Genomic DNA, 20,301 nt, shown 5'->3' with positions numbered 1-20,301 from the left:
GCCTTTCCCCGATCCCCGGGGCAAGCCCCTACGGCGTTACCGCGAAGTGGCCCAGAATCGCCTTGGCCAGCGCCGTATCGCCCTCGACCTTCACCCTGTCGGCCACGGCGTCCGGCCGTACCCGGCCGCAGGCCAGCCGGACATAGGTCTCCCAGTCCAGTGAGAAGGTCACCGCGGGGCCCAGCGAGGGGCTGCCGTTGACCGTGGCCGTGCCGCCCTGGTCGACCCGGACCGTCCGCATGAACTCCACCGGCCCGCTCACATCGAAGACCACCGCGGAATTCGCCGGTGCCGAGGCCTTCTTGGCGACCACCTTTGGCAACCCTGCCACCAGCACATCGCGGGCGATCAGCGCGCCCGGTGAGTCAAGGTTGCCCGGCGTGCCCAGCGCCCGGCGCAGATCCTGCTCATGGGCCCAGACATCGAAGGCCCGCAGCTGCAGCAGGCGTTCAAGGGTGAGCTCCATGCCCAGCGGGGTCATCATCCTGGCCGACGGAGCCCGCTTCTCATTCCGCAGCTGCCGTGAGCGGCGGATGATGGTGTACTCCAGCTCGCTGGTCATCTCCGGGCCGGTGTGGTGCCGCCGCACATCGACCTGGACCTCCATCCGGCGGCTGGTCTCATCGACGACATGGCGAAGATCACGCGGCAGGGAGTGGATCGGTCGTGGATCGCCCAGAAGCTCGCACTCGATACCGATGATGTGCGAGACGACGTCCCGCACCGACCATCCCGGGCACTCTGTGGCCCGGTTCCACTCGCCCTCGACGAGCGGGTTCACCAACTCGGATATGGCTTCGATGGAGTGCGTCCAGGCGTCAACGTAGGGCTGAAGGCTCGGGTGCTCGGTCACGTGACCCCTCATTGCGTACGGATCGTTCGCGGTCTGGGTGCTCTCAAGTTAGTCTGCGCACGGGCACCCCGGCAGTGCTTTTGGGTGACGATCGTAGGCCCAGTTTGACCCCTTCGAATCCATGGACGGTGGTACGGTGCGCGCTTCACTGATCCAGATCGGTGTGGACCCGGATGAGCCGGTCAATTCGCGCCGCGACAGGGCCGCTTCGTTCGTACGTGATCAGTCCGGAGCGGACCTGGTGGTGCTGCCTGAGCTTTGGACCGTGGGTGCCTTCGCGTTCGACCGCTTCGAGGCGGAAGCTGAGCCGGTACGGACCGGGCCGACCGCCGAGGTGATGGCTCAGGCGGCAGGTGATGCACGGGTATGGCTGCACGCCGGGTCCATTGTGGAACGCGCCCCTGATGGCGCCCTGTACAACACCTCGCTGGTCTTCTCACCCGACGGCGAACTCGCCCGTACGTACCGGAAGATCCACCGCTTTGGCTTTGACCGTGGCGAGGTGACCCTGATGTCCGCCGGCGATGAACCGGTGACCGTCAGCCTCCCGGCGCTCACGGTGGGCCTGGCCACCTGCTACGACCTGCGCTTCCCGGAGCTCTTCCGGGCACTGACCGACGCGGGGTCCCAGCTGCTGGTCATCCCGGCGGGCTGGCCCGACCAGCGCGCCGCGCACTGGACGCTGCTGGCCCGGGCCCGGGCGGTCGAGAACCAGTGCTATGTCCTGGCCTGCGGCACCGCGGGCACCCACGCCGGGGTACCGCAGGCGGGCCGCAGCGCGATCATCGACCCCTGGGGCGAGATGCTGGCCGAGGCACCGGACGCGACGGAGCAGGTGATCACCGCCGAGTTCGATCCGGCGCAGGTGGCAAAGGTCCGCGAGGACTTCCCCGCCCTGAAGGACAGGGTGCTGTAGGCAGAGCACCCCCAGGGCGCCCACCCGCCGCTGGGTGCCTGATTGACTGGGGCCATGGCTTCACGTGCGCGCGTCCGGGCCCCCGAGCTGATCGGCGAGGGCGGCTGGCTCAACACCGGCGGTACCGATCTCACCCTCGCTGACCTGCGAGGACGCATTGTCATCCTGGACTTCTGGACCTTCTGCTGTGTGAACTGTCTGCATGTTCTGGACGAGCTGCGAGAGCTAGAGGACAAGCACCGCGACACCGTGGTGATCATCGGCGTCCATTCGCCGAAGTTCGCGCATGAGGCCGAGCACCAGTCGGTCATCGACGCCGTCGAGCGCTATGAGGTGCACCACCCGGTCCTTGACGACCCCACGCTGGCCACCTGGAAGCAGTACGCCGTACGGGCCTGGCCGACGCTGGTCGTGATCGACCCGGAGGGGTATGTCGTCGCCCAGCACGCCGGTGAGGGGCATGCGCACGCCATCGCGGCGCTGGTGGAGGAGCTGACAGCCGAGCACGCCGCCAAGGGCACCCTGCGGCGCGGGGACGGTCCGTACGTACCCCCGGAGCCGGTCGCGACGGACCTCCGCTTCCCCGGCAAGGCACTGCTGCTGCCCGGCGGCACCTTCCTGGTTTCCGACTCCACCCGGCACGCGCTGGTGGAGCTGGCGGCGGACGGGGAGACGGTGCTGCGGCGGGTGGGCACCGGGGTGCGTGGCCTCACCGATGGCCCTGCGGAGAAGGCCCAGTTCAGCGAACCGCAGGGGCTCGCTCTGCTGCCGGACAAGACCGTGGTGGTCGCGGACACCGTCAACCACGCGCTGCGTACGTACGACCCGGCCAGCGGTGAGGTCCGTACGATCGCCGGGACCGGCCAGCAGTGGTGGCAGGGCTCGCCCACCTCCGGGCCCGCCCGGGAGGTGGCCCTCTCCTCCCCCTGGGATGTGGCCTGGTTCGCGGACCGGCTGTGGATCGCGATGGCCGGTGTCCACCAGCTGTGGACCTACGACCCCGCCGACGGCACGGTCGCCGTCGCGGCTGGTACGACGAACGAGGGCCTGGTCGACGGCCCGGCCACCGAGGCCTGGTTCGCCCAGCCCTCCGGGCTCGCCGCCACCGGGGACCGGCTGTGGATCGCCGACTCGGAGACCTCGGCGGTGCGCTGGGTCGACGGCGACCTCGTCGTCCATACGGCCGTCGGCACCGGCCTCTTCGACTTCGGCCACCGCGATGGTGCCGCCGACCGGGCGCTGCTCCAGCACCCCCTGGGGGTCACCGCCCTGCCCGACGGCTCGGTGGCGATCTCCGATACGTACAACCACGCCCTGCGCCGCTTCGACCCGGCGACCGGTGAGGTCACCACGCTCGCCACGGATCTGCGGGAGCCCTCCGACGCGGTGCTGGCCGACCAGGACATCGTCGTCGTGGAGTCCGCCCGCCACCGCCTCACCCGCCTTCGCCTCCCCGAGGAGGCGGTCCAGGTGGAGTCGGTGGCCCACCGCACCCAACGGGCGGCGACCGATGTGGCACCCGGCACCCTCCAGCTGGACGTGATCTTCCAGCCCCCGCCGGGCCAGAAGCTCGACACCAGGTATGGCCCCTCCACCCGTCTCCTGGTCAGCGCCACCCCACCGGAACTGCTGGCCGAAGGCGCGGGCCCGGCCACAGAACTGTCCCGCGAGCTGACCCTCGCCCCGGGCATACCCGAGGGCGTGCTGCATGTCTCCGCGATGGCCGCGTCCTGCGATGACGATCCGTCAAACGAGTACCCGGCCTGCCATGTCCACCAGCAGGACTGGGGCGTCCCGGTACGGGTGACGGACAGCGGCGCGAAGAGGCTGCCGCTGGTGCTGGCGGGGATGGACGCGGGCTGACCGGGCAGGGTTCAGCGCCTCAGCGCTTCTTGGACGTAAAAAGAGGGGCGGACCGTTGCCGGTCCGCCCCCGCTCCCCCGTTCTCCCCGTTTCCCCCGTTGCGCACCACTCTCGTACGTGATCTTCACGGTTGTGTCATGGACATTTGACAGCCCATCGACAGGAAACGGCGGACCGGAGCCCATCGCTCCGGTCGGTCACCCCCGCAGAAACGCCGTCAGCGCACTCGTCAGCAGATGTGGGTCATCCGCACCGGCCAGCTCCCGCGCCGAGTGCATCGACAGAATGGCCACCCCGATGTCAACGGTCGAAATCCCGTGCCGGGCCGCCGTGATGGGACCGATCGTGGTGCCACAGGGCATCGCGTTGTTGGAGACGAAGCTCTGCCATGGCACCCCGGCCTTCTCGCAGGCAGCGGCGAAGGTCCCGCGCCCGGTGCCGTCGGTGGCGTAACGCTGGTTGACGTTGACCTTGAGGATCGGGCCGCCGTTCGGCATCGGGTGGTGGGTGGGGTCGTGACGGTCGGCGTAGTTGGGGTGCACGGCGTGGCCCGTATCGGAGGAGAGGCAGACCGTACCCGCGTACGCTCGCGCCCGGTCCTCGTAGGAACCGCCCCGCGCGAAGACGGAGCGTTCCAGCACATTGCCGAGCAGCGGGCCGTCGGCGCCGGTATCGGACTGGCTGCCGTTCTCCTCGTGGTCGAACGCGGCCAGCACCGGGATATACGGGAGGTCCTGACCGGCGACCTCCGCCAGCGCGGCCGTACCGGCGTGCACGGACAGCAGGTTGTCCAGACGCGGCCCGGCGATCAGCTCCCGGTCGCGGCCCAGATAGGCGGGCGGTTCGACGCTGTGCGTCATCAGATCCCAGCCGATGACATCCCCGGCCGGGGTCCCGGCCTCCTCGGCGAGAAAGGCGATCAGATCGCCCTCCCGCGGGTCGCCGATGCCCCAGATGGGATTCATATGGCGCTGCCGGTCCAGCTTCAGCCCCTCATTGACCTGCCGGTCAAGATGGATGGCGAGCTGCGGTACGCGCAGCAGCGGCCGGTCGATGTTCACCAGCCGGGCGGACCCGTCCCGCAGAGAGAGCCGTCCGGCGAGCCCCAGGTCCCGGTCCAGCCAGGTGTTGAGCAGGGTGCCGCCGTAGATCTCCACGGCGAGCTGCCGCCAGCCGTGCGAGCCGGTGTCGGGGGACGGCTTCACCCGTAGATTCGGTGAGTCGGTGTGCGCCCCGACGATCCGGTACGGCGTGGCCGCTGCCGCTTCCTCCGGCACGTACCACGCGATGATCGCGCCACCGCGCAGCACATACTTGCCGCCGGTCGACGCGTCCCACCGGGCGGTCTCCGAGACCTCCCGGAAACCGGCCTTCTCCAGCCGCTCGGCGGCGCTCGTCACCGCGTGATACGGCGTGGGAGAGGCCGCGAGGAAGGCCAGGAGGTCGTCGGTGTGGGACCGGTCGAAGGAGGGGAACGCAGCCATACCGTCCAGGATACGGACCCTCAGCGACGGCCCCCGGCCAGCTGACGGCTGCTCTCGCCCCGTACGGGGCCCTTACGGACACGGCGAGGTCCCGCTCCCCCCGACCGGGAGCGGGACCTCACGCGTGCTTGGGACGCTGTCTCAGAAGGCCTCTTCGTCCAGCTCCATGATGGACAGGTCGATGGCCTCGGCGAGCTGCCGCTGCACGGCGACGCCCGGCAGGACGTTGGCCGCGAAGAACTTCGCCGCCGCGATCTTGCCCGTGTAGAACGGCTTGTCCTTGGCGGAGGCGCCCGGCAGCTTGTCGGCCGCGACCGCCGCGCCCTTGAGCAGCAGATAGCCGATGACGACATCGCCGGAGGCCATCAGGAAGCGGGTGGTGTTCAGACCGACCTTGTAGATGGACTTGACGTCCTTCTCGGTGGCCGCGAGGTCGGTCAGCATGGCGCCGACGATCGCCTCGAGATCCACGGCGGCCTGGGAAAGCTGCTCGCGGGCCTGGGCGAGCTCCTCGCCGCCGTGCGCCTCGGCGAGGAACTTCTTGATGTCCTCGGAGAGGGCGGTCAGCGCCTGGCCCTGGTCCCGGACGACCTTCCGGAAGAAGTAGTCCTGGCCCTGGATCGCCGTGGTGCCCTCATAGAGGGTGTCGATCTTGGCGTCCCGGATGTACTGCTCGACCGGGTACTCCTGGAGGTACCCGGAGCCACCGAGGGTCTGCAGCGACTGCGCCAGCTGCTCATAGGACCTCTCGGAGCCGTAGCCCTTGACGATCGGCAGGAGCAGGTCGTTGAGGCGGATCGCCGCCGAGGCGTCCTCACCCGCGGCTTCCTTGATCAGGATCTCGTCCTGGATGGAAGCGGTGTAGAGGACCAGGGCGCGCATGCCCTCGGCGTACGCCTTCTGCGTCATCAGCGAGCGGCGTACATCGGGGTGGTGGGTGATGGTGACGCGCGGCGCGGTCTTGTCGGTGAACTGCGCCAGGTCGGCGCCCTGCACCCGTTCCTTGGCGTACTCCAGGGCGTTGAGGTAGCCGGTCGAGAGGGTCGCGATGGCCTTCGTACCGACCATCATCCGGGCGAACTCGATGATCTTGAACATCTGGCGGATGCCGTCGTGCTTCTCGCCGAGCAGCCAGCCCTTGGCCGGGGCGTTGGCGCCGAAGGTCATCTCACAGGTGTTGGAGGCCTTGAGGCCCATCTTGTGCTCGACGTTGGTGGCGTAGACGCCGTTGCGCTCGCCGAGCTCGCCGGTCTCCCAGTCGAAGTCGTACTTCGGCACGATGAAGAGGGAGAGGCCCTTGGTGCCGGGGCCGTGGCCCTCGGGGCGGGCGAGGACGAAGTGCACGATGTTCTCGGACATGTCGTGCTCACCGGAGGTGATGAAGCGCTTCACGCCCTCGATGTGCCAGGAGCCGTCCTCCTGCTTGACGGCCTTGGTGCGGCCCGCGCCGACGTCGGAGCCCGCGTCCGGCTCAGTCAGCACCATGGTGGAGCCCCACTGCTTGTCCACCATCAGCTGGGCGATCTTGTACTGATCCTCGGTGCCCTCCTCGTAGAGGACACCGGCGAAGGCCGGGCCGGAGGCGTACATCCACACGGCCGGGTTGGAGCCCAGGATGGTCTCGGCGAAGGCCCACAGCAGGGAGCGCGGCGCGGCGGTGCCGCCGAGCGCCTCCGGGATGCCCAGCCGCCACCACTCGGCGTCCATGTACGCCTGGTAGCTCTTCTTGAAGGAGTCCGGCACCGGTGCGGTGTTGGTCTCCGGGTCGAAGACCGGAGGATTGCGGTCGGCGTCCTCGAAGGACGCGGCCAGCTCATTCTCAGAGAGACGTGCGATCTCAGAGAGCACGCTCTTGGCGGTCTCGATGTCCATCTCCGCGAACGGGCCGGTGCCGTACACCGAGTCGCGCCCGAGGACCTCGAACAGGTTGAACTCGATGTCGCGGAGATTCGACTTGTAGTGCCCCATGGCGACAGGCTCCGTAAGGACGGGGAGGGAGGACTCCTCCAGATTGCATACCAGTCAGTAGTCGCCATCATGCTACCCGTCGGTAATAAGAATCAACCCCAAACCGTTCGAGTGTGACTCGTTACCCTTTGCCTCATGTACGGCTACGAGCAGACCGCCTCCGCGGGGCATCAGCAGCACTACGCGGCCCAGCCCCCGCCGCAGCAGCCGCCGCCCGGCTATGGCCAGCAGTCGCCGCCGCCCCAGCAGCCGCTCTACCCGGAGCCGTCCCCACCGTCCCTCGCCGAGGCCGTGCGGGCCTTCACCACGGGGGTGATGTCACCCGAGGACTTCCAGGGGATCTTCTCGACCTCCAAGGTCTACTGCCCGCGCGGTGACACCCCCGGCTTTCTGGCGCTGCACAACACCCAGCAGCCGGTGATCCCGATGTTCACCACGCTCAAGGAACTGCGCCGTTACGCGGGCAAGGAGTCGAAGTACTTCGTGATCACGGGCGCGGAGGTGCTGGATCTGCTGCCCTCCGGCTATGGCTTCGTACTGGATATGGAGGGCGATCACCGGGTCGTCTTCGACGCGAAGGCGGTCGAGGAGATGGTCGACTTCGCGATGCGCCGCATGTACGGCTAGCTGTACGGCTGGGCGGCGTCCGGGCGGTCTTTCCCCAATCCCGCCCCTTCCCGAAACTGTGGGCTGCCGCCCCCAGCCCCCCACAGTGTTGTGGGGGCACCTCCCGGAGCCCCCCGGGTGCTACGGCGCCGGGTCCAGGTCCGTCTCCTCGAAGACCAGCAACGTCCGGGTGCTCAGTACCTCCGGTATCGCCTGGATACGCGTCAGCACCAGCTCCCGTAGCGCCCGGTTGTCCGCGGTATGCACCAGCAGCAGCACATCGAAGTCCCCGCTGACCAGCGCAATATGGGCCGCACCCGGCAGCTCCTGGAGCCGTTCCCGTACCGTGCGCCAGGAGTTCTGCACGATCTTGAGCGTGATGTACGCCGACGCTCCCTGCCCGGCCCGCTCCTGATCCACCCGGGCGCTGAAACCCCGGATCACCCCGTCATCGATGAGCCGGTTGATCCGGGCGTAGGCGTTCGCCCGGGACACATGTACCCGCTCGGCTACGGAGCGTATGGACGCGCGGCCATCGGTCTGGAGCATGCGGAGGATCGCGCGGTCGATGGTGTCGAGCGGCCGTGGAGCCATCTGTCCGTCCCCCATGCGCTGGGGCCTCCCCTCGATGGACGTCCTGTTGTCATCCCAGTGCCTGCCCAGCCATTTGTCCACAGGCCTCCCCCGCCTGTAGCCAGAATGTGCCGTGGACCGAACAATCGGTAGGGGGCGTACAACGCCCCCACGCCCCTTGCTTGCCCCTACGAGGAGGTGTGCTCGATATGACGGTCCTAGAGCAGCCAGGCGACTGGCGTCCCGCTCCGCCCCCTTCCTGGCGCCCCCGCACCGATGCGACGCCGCTGCTGCCGGATGAGGAGCCGTACCGTCTGCTGGGCACCGGTGCCCAGCTCGACCCCGAACTCCTCCGGGAGCTCTACGCCCAGCTGATCCGTGGCCGCCGCTACAACCAGCAGGCCACCGCGCTGACCAAGCAGGGACGGCTGGCCGTCTACCCCTCCTCGGTCGGTCAGGAGGCCTGCCAGGTCGCCGCCGCGCTCGCGCTGGCGGACCGGGACTGGCTCTTCCCCAGCTACCGCGACACCTTCGCCGCCGTCGCCCGCGGCGTTGACTCCGTGCAGGCGCTGTCGCTGCTGCGCGGCGACTGGCACAGCGGGTACGACCCGCATCAGCACCGGGTCGCCCCGCTGTGCACCCCGCTGGCCACCCAGCTTCCGCACGCGGTCGGGCTGGCGCACGCCGCGCGGCTGGCGGGCGATGATGTGGTGGCCCTCGCCCTGGTCGGCGACGGCGGCACCAGTGAGGGCGACTTCCACGAGGCGCTGAACTTCGCGGCCGTATGGCAGGCGCCGGTGGTCTTCCTCGTACAGAACAACGGCTTCGCGATCTCCGTCCCGCTGGCCAAGCAGACCGCCGCGCCCTCACTGGCGCACAAGGCGGTCGGCTATGGCATGCCGGGGCGACTGGTCGACGGCAATGACGCGGCAGCGGTGCACGAGGTGCTGACCGGGGCGATCGACCGGGCCCGGCGCGGCGGCGGGCCGACGCTGGTCGAAGCGGTGACCTACCGGATCGAGGCGCATACGAACGCCGATGACGCGACGCGCTATCGCGCTGACGCCGAGGTGGCGGCGTGGCGTGAACACGACCCGATCACCCTGCTGGAGCGCGAGCTGACCTCCCGCGAGCTGCTGGACGATGACGTCATACGCACGGCACGGGACGCGGCGGAGCGGCTCGCCGCCGATCTGCGGGACCGGATGAACGAGAACCCGGAGCTCGACCCGATGTCGCTCTTTGACCATGTCTACGCGCAGCAGACCTCACAACTGCGGGAACAGGCCGCCCAGTTGCAGGCGGAGCTGGACGCTGAGGGAGCTGAGGGAGAAGAGCGATGAGCACGGCGGCAGTTGATACCGGTACGGGCACGGGCGCAGCCCGTAAGCCCGCCACCATGGCGCAGGCGCTGACCCGTGCGATGCGGGACGCGATGGCCGAGGACGGCCGGGTCCATGTGCTGGGCGAGGATGTCGGCACGCTGGGCGGGGTCTTCCGGGTGACGGACGGGCTGGCGAAGGAGTTCGGCGACGACCGCTGTACGGATACGCCGCTGGCCGAGGCCGGAATTCTGGGCGCGGCGGTCGGTATGGCGATGTACGGGCTGCGGCCGGTGGTCGAGATGCAGTTCGACGCGTTCGCGTATCCCGCCTTTGAGCAGCTGATCTCCCATGTGTCACGGATGCGGAACCGTACGCGGGGCGCGCTGCCGCTGCCGATCACCATCCGGGTGCCGTACGGCGGTGGGATCGGCGGGGTGGAGCACCACAGCGATTCCTCCGAGGCGTACTACATGGCGACGCCCGGCCTGCATGTGGTCGCTCCGGCGACGGTCGCCGACGCGTACGGGCTGCTGCGGGCGGCGATCGCCTCGGACGACCCGGTGATCTTCCTGGAGCCGAAGCGGCTGTACTGGTCGAAGGCGGACTGGTCGGCCCAGGCACCCGAGCCGGTCGCCCCGATCGGCCGTGCGGCGGTACGGCGCACCGGCACCTCGGCCACGCTGGTGACCTACGGGCCCTCGGTCCCCGTCTGCCTGGAGACGGCGGAGGCCGGGCGGTCGGAGGGCTGGGACCTGGAGGTCGTGGATCTGCGGTCGCTGGTGCCCTTCGACGACGAGACGGTCTGCGCCTCGGTGCGGCGCACCGGACGGGCGGTTGTCGTGCATGAGTCCGGTGGCTTCGGCGGACCGGGCGGTGAGATCGCGGCACGGATCAGCGAGCGCTGCTTCCACTATCTGGAGGCGCCGGTGCTGCGGGTGGCGGGCTTCGACATTCCGTATCCGCCGCCGATGCTGGAGCGGCACCATCTGCCGGGCGTCGACCGCGTGCTGGATGCGGTCGGCCGGTTGCAGTGGGAGTCTCAGTGGACGGAAGGGGGTGGCCGCTGATGGCTGAGGTACGTGAGTTCACCCTGCCCGATCTGGGGGAGGGGCTGACGGAGGCCGAGATCACGCGGTGGCTGGTCGAGGTCGGCGAGGTGGTCGCCGTTGATCAGCCGGTGGTTGAGGTGGAGACGGCCAAGGCGCTGGTCGAGGTGCCGTGCCCCTACGGCGGTGTGGTCACGGCCCGCTACGGGGACGCCGGGGACGAGATCCCCGTCGGCGCCCCCCTGGTGACGGTGGCCTCCGGCACCCTCGCCGAGCAGCCCGACGCCGGCTCCGGCAACGTCCTGGTCGGCTACGGCACGAGTGCGCCGCGGGCTCGAACCCGGCCTGTCCTGGGGGCACCTCCTGGGGGCACCTCCCAGACAGAGTCTGGGGGAGGTAGCTGGGGGAGATTGAGGACCGGGGGTCCGGGGGCGGAGTCCCCGGTTACGGGAAGGGGCGGGACCGGGGACAACACCATTGCCGTGATCTCACCGCTCGTGCGGCGCCTCGCCCGGGAACAGGGGATCGACCTGCGCGAGATCACCGGCTCCGGCCCGGACGGTCTGATCCTGCGGGCCGACGTGGAGCGGCGGGCCGCATCCACCCCCGAGGCGGCAACCGGCGAGCGCATCCCACTCAAGGGTGTCCGGGGAGCCGTCGCCGAGAAGCTGGCGCGCAGCCGCCGGGAGATTCCCGAGGCCACCTGCTGGGTGGATGCCGACGCCACCGAGCTGCTGGCCGCCCGCCGGGTGATGGACGTGCCGCTGCTCGCCGTACTGGCCCGCATCTGTACGGCCGCGCTGGCGCGGCACCCCGAGCTGAACGCGACCGTGGACACCGAGGCCCGGGAGATCGTACGGCTGCCCGCCGTGCACCTGGGGTTCGCGGCGCAGACCGACCGAGGGCTCGTCGTACCCGTCGTCCGCGACGCGCACGCCCGTAACGCGCAGGACCTCGGCGCCGAGATGACGCGCCTCACCGAGGCCGCCCGGGCCGGGCAGCTGCCGCCCGCCGAGCTGACCGGCGGGACGTTCACGCTCAACAACTACGGCGTATTCGGGGTGGACGGGTCCACGCCCATCATCAACTTCCCCGAGGCGGCCATGCTGGGGGTCGGGCGGATCACCCCCAAGCCCTGGGTACATGAGGGGGAGCTCGCGGTGCGGCATGTGGTGCAGCTCTCCCTCACCTTTGACCACCGGGTCTGCGACGGCGGTACCGCGGGCGGCTTCCTGCGCTATGTCGCGGACTGCGTGGAGCAACCGGCCGTGCTGCTCCGTACGCTCTAGTACGTGACCTACGACGCGATCGTTATCGCGGGCGGCCGTGCCCGCCGCCTGGGCGGGGCGGACAAACCGGCCCTCACCATCGGGGGCCGGTCGCTGCTCGACCGGACGCTGGCCGCCTGCGCGAACGCGGCGCGGACCGTTGTCGTGGGGCCCCGGCGGCCCACGTACCGACATGTCGTATGGACCCGGGAGGAGCGGCCCGGTGGTGGGCCGCTGGCTGCCATCGACGCCGGGCTGCGGGAGGTCAAGGAGGACACCGTGCTGGTGCTGTCCGGTGATCTGCCGTTCTTGCGGGCCGAGACCGTACGGCGGCTGACGGCCGCGCCCGGCCAGGACGGGGCCATCGTCAATGACGGGCGGGACCAGCCGCTTCTTGGCGCGTACCGCACCGAATCGCTGCGCCGGGAGCTCGCACTGCTTGCCACCGAGCACGGACGGCTCGACAATCTTCCTCTCCGACTGCTCACCGCCGAGCTGACGCTGAGCCGTATCACCACGGCTACCCCGCCCGAGGCCCTGGACTGCGACACCTGGGAAGACATCGCGGCCGCCCGGGCCCGTATCAGGGAGCATGGTCACGTGCTGGATGAATGGATTTCCGCAGTCAAGGCCGAGCTGGGCATCGACCTCGACGTCGACACGGACGAGCTGCTCGATCTCGCGCGGGACGCCGCGCATGGGGTCGCCCGCCCGGCCGCCCCACTGACGACGTTCCTGGTCGGATACGCCGCCGCGCAGCGGGGTGGCTCGCCCGAAGAGGTCGCGGCGGCAGCCCGTAAGGCCGCCGTGCTCGCCGCCCGATGGGCAGCGGAAGCAGCGGAAGGCTCAGAAGACGCGGGGAACGCGGGAACGGAATGAGTGACGACTTTGATGAGGTGCTGGCCCTCGTGAACGGCGCCGGGGCCGCCGCCGGGGCGCGCCCGCAGCCCGCCCACCCCGCCGGGTGCGGCTGGGCGGCAGCCCGCGCGATCGCCCGCGACGCCGTGACCCCCGGCGAGCCCACCGAGATCCCCCTCGACCGTGCCCTGCACCACACGCTGGCCGCCCCGCTGGCCGCCCTCACCGACCTCCCCGCCTTCGATACCGCCGCCATGGACGGCTGGGCGGTATCCGGACCGGGACCCTGGCTGCTCACGGTGCCCCCCGGGGAGCCCGGCATCCTCGCGGGCGCGGACCCCGACTCGCTCCCCGACGGCCACGCCGTACCCATCGCCACCGGTGCCCGGATCCCACGGGGCGCCACCGCCGTCCTCCGCTCCGAGCACGGCGCCGCCGAGGGGGACAGGCTGGCCGCTCCCGCCTCGCCCCCGCAGGGCACCGATATCCGGCCGCGGGGCCAGGAATGCCGGGCCGGTGATCTGCTGCTGCCCGCCGGGGCCACCGTGACCCCGGCGGTGCTGGGGCTCGCCGCCGCCGCTGGGTATGACGTGCTGACCGTGACCCGGCGCCCCCGGGTCGAAGTCCTCGTACTCGGCGATGAGCTGCTGCACCAGGGCACCCCACGGGACGGCCGTATCCGGGACGCGCTCGGCCCCATGCTGGCCCCCTGGCTCACGGCCCTGGGCGCCGATGTCCTGGCCACCCGGCAGCTGGGCGATGACGCCGACGCGCTGTACAAGGCGGTCACCACGACCACCGCCGACCTGGTCGTCAGCACCGGCGGCACCGCGTCCGGCCCCGTCGACCATGTGCACCCCACGCTGGCGCGGATCGGCGCGACACTGCTCGTCGACGGGGTCGCCGTCCGCCCGGGCCACCCCATGCTGCTCGCGGCGCTGCCGGACGAGGCGGGGCGGCATCTCATCGGCCTGCCCGGCAACCCGCTGGCCGCCGTATCCGGGCTGCTCACCCTCGCCGAGCCGCTGCTGCGCACCCTCGCCGACCGGAACCCGGACCCCGAGCCGGTCACCGCCCGGCTCACCGACGCGGCTCCCGGACACCCCCAGGACACCCGGCTCGTCCCCGTGATCCACATCACGGGCGAGGCGCGTCCCCTGCGCTACCACGGCCCGGCTATGCTCCGTGGGATCGCCTCGGCCACCGCGCTGGCGGTCATCCCACCCGGCGGTGCCACCCCGGGCACAGCCGTAGAACTTCTGGAACTCCCCTGGGCATGAAGCTCCGCCTCCGTAACCCCATCACCATGGGGAAAACGACCTTCGCCGATGAACACACCTTCCGGGTGCAGCTGCCCCGGCAGCTCACCGGCCCGGCGATCCAGGTGGCCAAGCGGTTGCTGGTCGCCCATATCGTGCTCTTCACCAACGCCTTCGTCGTCTGGTTCGGCCGGGACGGCTTTACGGATGATGTGGACGGCGCGGTCAACTTTCTGGACGCGCTGTATTACTCCACGGTTTCCCTGTCGACCACCGGCTATGGCGACATCGCCCCGGTCACCACCGAGGCGCGGCTGATCACCACCTTTATCACCACCCCGCTGCGGGTGCTGTTCGTGCTGATCCTGATCGGCACCACACTGGAAGTGCTCACCGAACGCACTCGTGAGCAGTGGCGGCTTACGCACTGGAGGACTCGCGTGCGCGACCACATCGTCATCATCGGCTTCGGCACCAAGGGCCGGTCCGCCGCCGAGACCCTGCTGGCGACCGGGCTCGCCAAGGAACAGATCGTGGTGGTGGACCCCAGCGCCAAGGTGATCGACGCCGCCAACGCGGACGGCTTCGCGGGCGTGGTCGGCGACGCCACCCGCTCCAGCGTGCTGGAGCGGGCCCGGGTCGACCGGGCCCGGCAGATCGTCGTCGCCCCACAGCGCGACGACACCGCGGTGCTGGTCACTCTGACCGCCCGGCAGATGAACCGGTCGCTCAACATCGTGGTGGCGGTGCGGGAGGAGGAGAACGCTCCGCTGCTGCGGCAGTCCGGTGCGGACTCGGTCATCACCAGCTCCGGCGCGGCGGGCCGTCTGCTGGGCCTGTCGCTGATCAGCCCGAGCGCCGGTCAGGTGATGGAGGATCTGATCCAGCATGGCCACGGCCTGCGCATTATCGAGCGCCCGGTGACCAAGGCGGAAGTGGGCCGCTCGCCACGGGAGCTCCGTGACCTGGTCGTCTCGGTGATAAGGGGACATCGGCTGCTGGGCTTTGATGAGGCGGACGCGGCGACGCTGCAGCCGGAGGACCGGTTGGTGGCGATCCGCCGGATAAAGGAGGGGGCGACGACGACCAAGCTGCGCAAGAGCGAGGACGAGGACACCGGCGGGCTGCTCACCCCGCCCAAGATGGAGCCCGCCAAACCCTCCTGGCAGGAACCCCGCGACGAACTGGGCCAGTAGACGAACCGGAACAGCGGGGAGGCCATTGAGGCCGTTCCCCTAAGGTGGTTCCCCTATGTACGCCATCACTCTTCCTGAACCCGGTGGTCCCGACGCCCTGCTCTGGGCCGAGGTCCCCGACCCCGTGCCCGGTGAGGGCGAGGTACTGATCGAGGTCGCGGCCAGCGGCGTCAACCGGGCCGATCTGCTGCAACGGCAGGGCTTTTACGATCCACCGCCGGGGGCCTCCCCGTATCCGGGCCTGGAGTGCGCGGGCCGGGTCGCCGCGCTGGGGCCGGGGGTCAGTGGCTGGGCGGTCGGCGATGAGGTGTGCGCGCTGCTGAGCGGCGGCGGATACGCGGAGCGGGTCGCGGTGCCGGCGGGGCAGCTGCTGCCGGTGCCGGAGGGGGTCGACCTGGTCACCGCGGCCGCCCTCCCCGAAGTGGCCGCCACGGTCTGGTCCAACGTTTTCCTGATCGCGCACCTTCGTCCCGGTGAGACGCTGCTGGTGCATGGCGGCGCCAGCGGTATCGGCACGATGGCGATCCAGCTGGCGAAGGCGGTCGGCGCCCGGGTGGCGGTCACCGCGGGCAGCGCCGAGAAGCTGGCGCGCTGTGCGGAGCTGGGCGCGGACATCCTCATCGACTACCACGAACAGGATTTCGTCGAGGAGCTGAAGAAGGCCACGGACGGACATGGCGCGGACGTCGTCCTCGACATCATCGGCGCGAAGTATCTGACGCGGAACATCAAGGCGCTCGCCGTGAACGGCCGGATCGTCGTCATCGGTCTGCAGGGCGGCGTCAAGGGCGAGTTGAACCTTGGCGCACTGCTCGCCAAGCGGGGTGCTCTGATCGCGACCTCCCTGCGTGCCCGCCCGGTCGCGGAGAAGGCGGCGATCGTCGCGGCGGTACGGGAGCACGTCTGGCCGTTGATCGAGAGCGGACGAGTACGGGCCGTGGTGGACCGGCGACTGCCCATGGCGGAGGCGGCGGACGCACACCGGGCCATGGAGAGCGGCAGCCATGTAGGGAAGATCATCCTTACTCTCTGAAAACCCTTCCGCCCAGGATGCTGAGCGTATTCATTCATGTGAGGCTGGGTAGCTGATCAGCGAATGGCTCGGCTCGAATGGCTCGCTCGGAGGGGACTCACCCGGTGAAGGCGTGTGCGATCGGGCTGTTCCTGAGTACGGCGGTGCTGACGGCCCCGGTTGCCGTCAGCACCTCCCCTACGCCTTCGTCTTCGCCGGAGCCGTCCTCCACGTTCTCGATACCGGTGATCGGCGGCGGATCACCACAGCCCGGCGCCTCCGATACCGCCGATGCCGGCCCGGACCCCACGGGCTCAGCCGCGCCGCCCGGTTCGACACCGGCACCGTCGGACTCGTCGCCGTCGCCATCGGGACCCGGCGCCGGTCCATCGGCGACCGGCCCGGAGCCCTCTCCCTCGCTCGCCGCGGAGGACGCCGCAGGGCGCCGGCGGGCACGGCCTCCATCGGCCCCGGAGTGGCCCGTACGGCCCTGGGCCCCAGGGCGGCCTCAGGTCCTGCAGCCTGCCTTCGGCAACCACGATCTCTACGCGGACGAGGACGAGCCGGCCGAAGCAGGCGACGACCGCTTGCTCAGCGCCCCCCGAAATGAGCTTCTTCCCGTGCTGCCGCTGGGCGCGGGGCTGGCCTCACTCGGCCTTGGCCTGGCATTTCTCGGACTGCGACTGCGGCGCCGGTGAGAAGGGGCGGGGAATGCAGAATAGGGGTATGACACAGCGGAGGAACGAACCATCGCAGGAGAGCCAGCACGTCCTGGTCGTCGGTCCGGACGGGATGGCCCTCGGCAGTGCCGCCCAGAAGGGCGGTGATGGCGAGGAGGAGTCACGTGAGGTTCCCGTGATGGAAATGGTCGAACAGCCCGCGAAGGTCATGCGTATTGGCAGCATGATCAAGCAGCTGCTGGAGGAGGTCAAAGCGGCACCGCTGGACGAGGCGAGCCGTGCCCGGCTCAAGGAGATCCACGCCAGCTCGGTCAAGGAGCTGGAGGACGGGCTGGCGCCCGAGCTGATCGATGAGCTGGAGCGGATTTCGTTGCCCTTCACGGATGACGTCGTGCCTACCGAGGCTGAGCTGCGCATCGCTCAGGCCCAGCTGGTGGGGTGGCTGGAAGGGCTCTTCCACGGGATCCAGACCACGCTTTTCGCTCAGCAGATGGCTGCGCGGGCGCAGTTGGAGCAGATGCGGCGGGCGTTGCCCCCAGGCGTGATGCCGGAGGGCGAGGAGGCCCCCACCGAACACGGCCCAGACCGCTCAGGCCCGTACCTCTGACTCAACCACCGCTGCCGGGGTTCCCCAACCCCCGGTGTTGTGGGCACTCGCAGCCCCGCGAGGGGCTGTGAGTGGGCACAACACCGGCCACCGGCCCGCACCGACAAACTTCGGGGCCCCGGGGGCGAAGCCCCGGTTACGGGAAGGGGCGGGCATTGGGGGAATCCCCCGTGTCGGGCCGCCCGGCGGAGCTGGGCTGGCTGTCCCGCATCAAGAAGCGGTGGTGGCAGGTATGCGCCCCAGGCGGCCTGCCTGGAAGTCATTGAAGGCCTGGGTCAGTTCCGCCTGGGTGTTCATGACGAACGGCCCATAGTGGGCCATCGGCTCGCGGATGGGGCGGCCGCCGAGGAGGATGACATCCAGGGCGGGGTGGTGGGAGTCCTGGGACTCGTCCGCCCGCAGCGTCAGGGAGTCGCCGTCACCGAAGACCGCGGTCTGGCCAAGACGGACGGGCCGTCGGTCCGTACCGACCGATCCTCGCCCGGCGAGCACATAGGCGAGCGCGTTCCAGTCCGGCCGCCACGGCAGAGTAATCCGCGCGCCGGGGGTGACGGTCGCGTGGACCATTGTGATCGGGCTGTGCGTGATGCCCGGTCCCTCGTGACCGTCCAGCTCACCGGCGATCAGGCGGAGCAGCGCGCCGCCGTCCGGGGTGCTGAGGAGCTTGACCTTGCCGCCGTGGATGTCCTGGTAGCGGGGGTTCCTCATCTTGTCCTTCGCCGGAAGGTTCACCCACAGCTGGACGCCGTGGAAGAGGCCGCCCTTGACCACCAGTTCCTCCGGGGGTGCCTCGATATGCAGCAGCCCGGACCCGGCGGTCATCCACTGGGTGTCACCGCCGCTGATGGTGCCGCCACCGCCCTCGGAGTCCTGATGGACAAACGTTCCGTCGATGAGATACGTGACGGTCTCGAAGCCACGGTGCGGATGCCAAGGGGTGCCCTTGGGCTCGCCCGGGGCGTAATCCACCTCACCCATCTGGTCCATCATGATGAACGGGTCAAGGTACTGGTAGTTGATCCCGGCGAAGGCACGGCGCACGGGGAAGCCCTCGCCTTCCAAGCCGCTGGGCGCGGTCGTTACAGCGAGCACGGGCCGCGCTGCGACCTCACCCGCGGGTGCCGCGACGCGCGGCAGCGCGAGAGGGTTCGGGGCGGTGATCGCGGGCATGAGCAGACCTCCTCGACTGGTGGGCCCAATGTAGTTGAACGCTGAACATCTACCAAGTGGCGGCTGTTCCGGAACCCGTATCCGTGGGCCACTCCGCGACCGCTGCCAAACGCAACGTCCGCGAATCGGGGATAGGACGCACCACGCCAGTCAGCCGGTACCAGAGCGGCGTGAGCCCGCTGGGCGTCTTCGACCTGTGCGGCAATGTCTGGGAACGGTGCGCCACCGAGTCCCGGCCCGGACGCTAGGAACTCAAGGGCAGCCCCCCGCTGCGTCGTAGCAGCGGAGAGCATGCCGCCTGCCGAGTGACGGGATGACGATTGGAACCCTGCCGGGTGGTCACTGCGGCCGGTGCCCCGTTATGTCTCCTGGGCGGCGGCCCGGAATGCGGTCCGCCAGCCTTGGCCTTGCCGGATGAGGTCGGCTGGGCTGCCGGGCCGGGGAAGCGGCGGCTCGGGCTGACTTGTGGGCGCGGGGGGTGGTTTCTCCGTCTTGCGGAGGTTCGGCTTGGGCGGTTTGGACCAGGGCGGCAGCGGGGGAAGGTAGCGCAGGAGCCGCTGGCGTACGAAGCCCCTTGGGGAGCGGATTCCGTCTGGCGGCAGCCCTTGGGCGACCACGGCCCGGATGATTTCGGGGCCTTCGCCGCGCAGCAGGTAGTGCCCGGCGATCTGGGCGAGTTCACGTGCTTCGGGCACGGCGAGGGCCAGCTGCGGTGTGCTGCGGCGTAGCTGAAGCAGGGCGGTTTCGGCGCGGCTGGCGTAGGTGGCGAGGGGACCGGTGAGTGGTGAAAGCCCGGTCTCCGGCTGCGCCTTGGGTTTGTTCTCGTGCTGAGGCTGAGGCTGGGGCTGGGTTGTGGGGAGTGGGTGGGGGGTGTGGTGTACGTCTGTCTGGTCCCCTTCCTGGGGGCGTGGCCGGGTGGGCCGTGGGGCGGGTGTACCGGCGGCCGGTTGTGGGGCCAGCCATGGGGCGGAGTTGAGGATGCGTACCCCCAGTTTCCGGGATGCGGCGGTGTCCTTGCCCAGCCGCATGGCTTCTTCGGCCGCAGCCCATCCGGCTTCGATCTCTGCCTTGGTCCGGAGTGGGGTGAGGGAGGCCAGGCGCTGGTCGCGGAGTTCGCCCCGGGGGTTGCGCCGTTTGCGGGCGTGCCAGTGGCCGAGTGCGCGCAGGGCTTTGCGGGCGGCGTTGGTCTTCTCCTTGCCCATCCGCAGCTTCCTCGCGACGGCGTCGCTGTTGTGCCTGTTGCGGGGCGGGAGCTTGACCATTCCTTGGAGGAGACGGAAGGCGCTGTCAGGAACGGCGACATCATCGATCAGCGCTTCGGGCGTTTGCAGGAAGGGAGCACGCACGGGCGCGCTAACATCGCAGTGCATGGGCGGTGGAGGTCCTGTCCACTCGTCGGTGTAGGCCCTTGGCGCGGTGGTTGCACACCTGCCAAGGGCTGCTTCGTTACGTATACGAAGCGGGCCGTGACCCAACGTACACGTACGTCGACAAGATCACTTGCCTTCCCCGCGATTTAGGAGTGCCTATGCGGCGGTGACGAGCTGGCGGGCGCGTTCGTTGAAATCGGCGACAAGCCGGTGCTGCCCGTAGGGCTGCATGCGCGTAACCCGCGAG

General features: G+C 69.9%; 19 protein-coding genes. 12 read left to right on the top strand and 7 right to left on the bottom strand.

Going from position 1 to position 20,301, the window contains the following annotated elements; genetic code table 11:
• Positions 1 to 28 precede the first annotated feature (28 nt).
• On the bottom strand, positions 29 to 853 hold the full coding sequence (locus test1122_RS13575; RefSeq protein ID WP_232269433.1) for a maleylpyruvate isomerase family mycothiol-dependent enzyme: 825 nt from the start codon (positions 851 to 853) through the stop codon (positions 29 to 31).
• A 136-nt stretch (positions 854 to 989) separates the two neighbouring features.
• On the opposite strand from test1122_RS13575, the gene test1122_RS13570 reads away from it, so the two are divergent.
• Positions 990 to 1,769 carry a carbon-nitrogen family hydrolase gene (locus test1122_RS13570; RefSeq protein ID WP_232269432.1) on the top strand — a complete coding sequence of 260 codons (780 nt, stop codon included), beginning with the start codon at positions 990 to 992 and terminating at the stop codon, positions 1,767 to 1,769.
• Between the two features lie 54 nt (positions 1,770 to 1,823).
• Positions 1,824 to 3,632 (top strand): NHL domain-containing thioredoxin family protein, encoded by a 1,809-nt coding sequence (locus tag test1122_RS13565; protein WP_232269431.1) that lies wholly within the window; start codon positions 1,824 to 1,826, stop codon positions 3,630 to 3,632.
• 197 nt (positions 3,633 to 3,829) lie between these two features.
• Here test1122_RS13565 and test1122_RS13560 read toward each other — a convergent pair whose 3' ends face one another.
• Entirely contained in the window at positions 3,830 to 5,116 is a 1,287-nt protein-coding gene (locus tag test1122_RS13560) for a M18 family aminopeptidase (protein WP_232269430.1), read from the bottom strand.
• A gap of 141 nt (positions 5,117 to 5,257) precedes the next feature.
• Positions 5,258 to 7,084: an acyl-CoA dehydrogenase gene (locus tag test1122_RS13555; RefSeq protein ID WP_232269429.1), complete on the bottom strand. Its 1,827-nt coding sequence runs from the start codon at positions 7,082 to 7,084 to the stop codon at positions 5,258 to 5,260.
• Positions 7,085 to 7,219: 135 nt separating this feature from the next.
• On the opposite strand from test1122_RS13555, the gene test1122_RS13550 reads away from it, so the two are divergent.
• Positions 7,220 to 7,711, top strand: coding sequence for an SseB family protein (locus tag test1122_RS13550; protein ID WP_232269428.1), 492 nt, complete (start codon positions 7,220 to 7,222; stop codon positions 7,709 to 7,711).
• 120 nt (positions 7,712 to 7,831) lie between these two features.
• Here the strand turns inward: test1122_RS13550 and test1122_RS13545 are convergent, their stop codons facing one another.
• Complete coding sequence (locus test1122_RS13545; protein ID WP_232269427.1) at positions 7,832 to 8,284, bottom strand: Lrp/AsnC family transcriptional regulator; 453 nt, start codon at positions 8,282 to 8,284, stop codon at positions 7,832 to 7,834.
• Positions 8,285 to 8,472: 188 nt separating this feature from the next.
• On the opposite strand from test1122_RS13545, the gene pdhA reads away from it, so the two are divergent.
• Genes pdhA through test1122_RS13510 form a run of 7 tightly spaced genes read left to right on the top strand, consistent with a single transcriptional unit; the run spans position 8,473 to position 16,248 of the window.
• Positions 8,473 to 9,606, top strand: coding sequence for a pyruvate dehydrogenase (acetyl-transferring) E1 component subunit alpha (gene pdhA / locus test1122_RS13540; protein ID WP_232269426.1), 1,134 nt, complete (start codon positions 8,473 to 8,475; stop codon positions 9,604 to 9,606).
• Positions 9,603 to 10,655, top strand: a complete 1,053-nt coding sequence (locus test1122_RS13535) for an alpha-ketoacid dehydrogenase subunit beta (protein ID WP_232269425.1) — start codon at positions 9,603 to 9,605, stop codon at positions 10,653 to 10,655. The genes pdhA and test1122_RS13535 overlap by 4 nt, the downstream gene beginning before the upstream one ends.
• The gene (locus tag test1122_RS13530) at positions 10,655 to 11,923 is read left to right on the top strand and encodes a dihydrolipoamide acetyltransferase family protein (protein ID WP_232269424.1); all 1,269 of its coding nucleotides are present in this window, start codon (positions 10,655 to 10,657) and stop codon (positions 11,921 to 11,923) included. The genes test1122_RS13535 and test1122_RS13530 overlap by 1 nt, the downstream gene beginning before the upstream one ends.
• Before the next feature lie 3 nt (positions 11,924 to 11,926).
• Positions 11,927 to 12,781 (top strand): NTP transferase domain-containing protein, encoded by an 855-nt coding sequence (locus test1122_RS13525; protein ID WP_232269423.1) that lies wholly within the window; start codon positions 11,927 to 11,929, stop codon positions 12,779 to 12,781.
• The gene (locus test1122_RS13520; protein ID WP_232269422.1) at positions 12,778 to 14,040 is read left to right on the top strand and encodes a molybdopterin molybdotransferase MoeA; all 1,263 of its coding nucleotides are present in this window, start codon (positions 12,778 to 12,780) and stop codon (positions 14,038 to 14,040) included. Before test1122_RS13525 ends, test1122_RS13520 begins: the two co-directional genes overlap by 4 nt.
• The gene (locus test1122_RS13515; RefSeq protein ID WP_232269421.1) at positions 14,037 to 15,215 is read left to right on the top strand and encodes a potassium channel family protein; all 1,179 of its coding nucleotides are present in this window, start codon (positions 14,037 to 14,039) and stop codon (positions 15,213 to 15,215) included. The genes test1122_RS13520 and test1122_RS13515 overlap by 4 nt, the downstream gene beginning before the upstream one ends.
• A 55-nt stretch (positions 15,216 to 15,270) precedes the next feature.
• Positions 15,271 to 16,248: an NAD(P)H-quinone oxidoreductase gene (locus tag test1122_RS13510; RefSeq protein ID WP_232269420.1), complete on the top strand. Its 978-nt coding sequence runs from the start codon at positions 15,271 to 15,273 to the stop codon at positions 16,246 to 16,248.
• A gap of 97 nt (positions 16,249 to 16,345) precedes the next feature.
• Here the strand turns inward: test1122_RS13510 and test1122_RS13505 are convergent, their stop codons facing one another.
• On the bottom strand, positions 16,346 to 16,537 hold the full coding sequence (locus test1122_RS13505) for a hypothetical protein (protein WP_232269419.1): 192 nt from the start codon (positions 16,535 to 16,537) through the stop codon (positions 16,346 to 16,348).
• 416 nt (positions 16,538 to 16,953) lie between these two features.
• Here test1122_RS13505 and test1122_RS13500 point away from each other — a divergent pair, with 416 nt between their 5' ends.
• A complete protein-coding gene (locus test1122_RS13500) occupies positions 16,954 to 17,514 on the top strand; it encodes a bacterial proteasome activator family protein (protein ID WP_232269418.1) in 561 nt (186 codons plus the stop codon).
• Between the two features lie 210 nt (positions 17,515 to 17,724).
• Here test1122_RS13500 and test1122_RS13495 read toward each other — a convergent pair whose 3' ends face one another.
• Positions 17,725 to 18,684 carry a pirin family protein gene (locus tag test1122_RS13495; protein ID WP_232269417.1) on the bottom strand — a complete coding sequence of 320 codons (960 nt, stop codon included), beginning with the start codon at positions 18,682 to 18,684 and terminating at the stop codon, positions 17,725 to 17,727.
• Between the two features lie 56 nt (positions 18,685 to 18,740).
• Between test1122_RS13495 and test1122_RS13490 the strand changes: the two genes are divergently transcribed.
• Complete coding sequence (locus test1122_RS13490) at positions 18,741 to 18,932, top strand: SUMF1/EgtB/PvdO family nonheme iron enzyme (protein ID WP_232269416.1); 192 nt, start codon at positions 18,741 to 18,743, stop codon at positions 18,930 to 18,932.
• Between the two features lie 111 nt (positions 18,933 to 19,043).
• Here the strand turns inward: test1122_RS13490 and test1122_RS13485 are convergent, their stop codons facing one another.
• Complete coding sequence (locus tag test1122_RS13485; protein WP_232269415.1) at positions 19,044 to 20,054, bottom strand: hypothetical protein; 1,011 nt, start codon at positions 20,052 to 20,054, stop codon at positions 19,044 to 19,046.
• Positions 20,055 to 20,301 lie beyond the last annotated feature (247 nt).

It is taken from the genome of Streptomyces gobiensis (assembly GCF_021216675.1).
GTDB lineage: Bacteria > Actinomycetota > Actinomycetes > Streptomycetales > Streptomycetaceae > Streptomyces > Streptomyces gobiensis.
The sequence above is the reverse complement of the archived record's forward strand: the minus strand, read 5'-3'. Positions and strand labels throughout refer to the sequence as shown.

Coding starts and splice junctions, on each gene's coding strand:
- test1122_RS13520 (WP_232269422.1), top strand. CDS start 12,778: ATGAGTGACGACTTTGATGAGGTGCTGGCCCTCGTGAACGGCGCCGGG.
- test1122_RS13510 (WP_232269420.1), top strand. CDS start 15,271: ATGTACGCCATCACTCTTCCTGAACCCGGTGGTCCCGACGCCCTGCTC.
- test1122_RS13560 (WP_232269430.1), bottom strand. CDS start 5,116: ATGGCTGCGTTCCCCTCCTTCGACCGGTCCCACACCGACGACCTCCTG.
- pdhA (WP_232269426.1), top strand. CDS start 8,473: ATGACGGTCCTAGAGCAGCCAGGCGACTGGCGTCCCGCTCCGCCCCCT.
- test1122_RS13515 (WP_232269421.1), top strand. CDS start 14,037: ATGAAGCTCCGCCTCCGTAACCCCATCACCATGGGGAAAACGACCTTC.
- test1122_RS13565 (WP_232269431.1), top strand. CDS start 1,824: ATGGCTTCACGTGCGCGCGTCCGGGCCCCCGAGCTGATCGGCGAGGGC.
- test1122_RS13485 (WP_232269415.1), bottom strand. CDS start 20,054: ATGCACTGCGATGTTAGCGCGCCCGTGCGTGCTCCCTTCCTGCAAACG.
- test1122_RS13550 (WP_232269428.1), top strand. CDS start 7,220: ATGTACGGCTACGAGCAGACCGCCTCCGCGGGGCATCAGCAGCACTAC.
- test1122_RS13545 (WP_232269427.1), bottom strand. CDS start 8,284: ATGGCTCCACGGCCGCTCGACACCATCGACCGCGCGATCCTCCGCATG.
- test1122_RS13495 (WP_232269417.1), bottom strand. CDS start 18,684: ATGCCCGCGATCACCGCCCCGAACCCTCTCGCGCTGCCGCGCGTCGCG.
- test1122_RS13535 (WP_232269425.1), top strand. CDS start 9,603: ATGAGCACGGCGGCAGTTGATACCGGTACGGGCACGGGCGCAGCCCGT.
- test1122_RS13500 (WP_232269418.1), top strand. CDS start 16,954: ATGACACAGCGGAGGAACGAACCATCGCAGGAGAGCCAGCACGTCCTG.
- test1122_RS13555 (WP_232269429.1), bottom strand. CDS start 7,084: ATGGGGCACTACAAGTCGAATCTCCGCGACATCGAGTTCAACCTGTTC.
- test1122_RS13530 (WP_232269424.1), top strand. CDS start 10,655: ATGGCTGAGGTACGTGAGTTCACCCTGCCCGATCTGGGGGAGGGGCTG.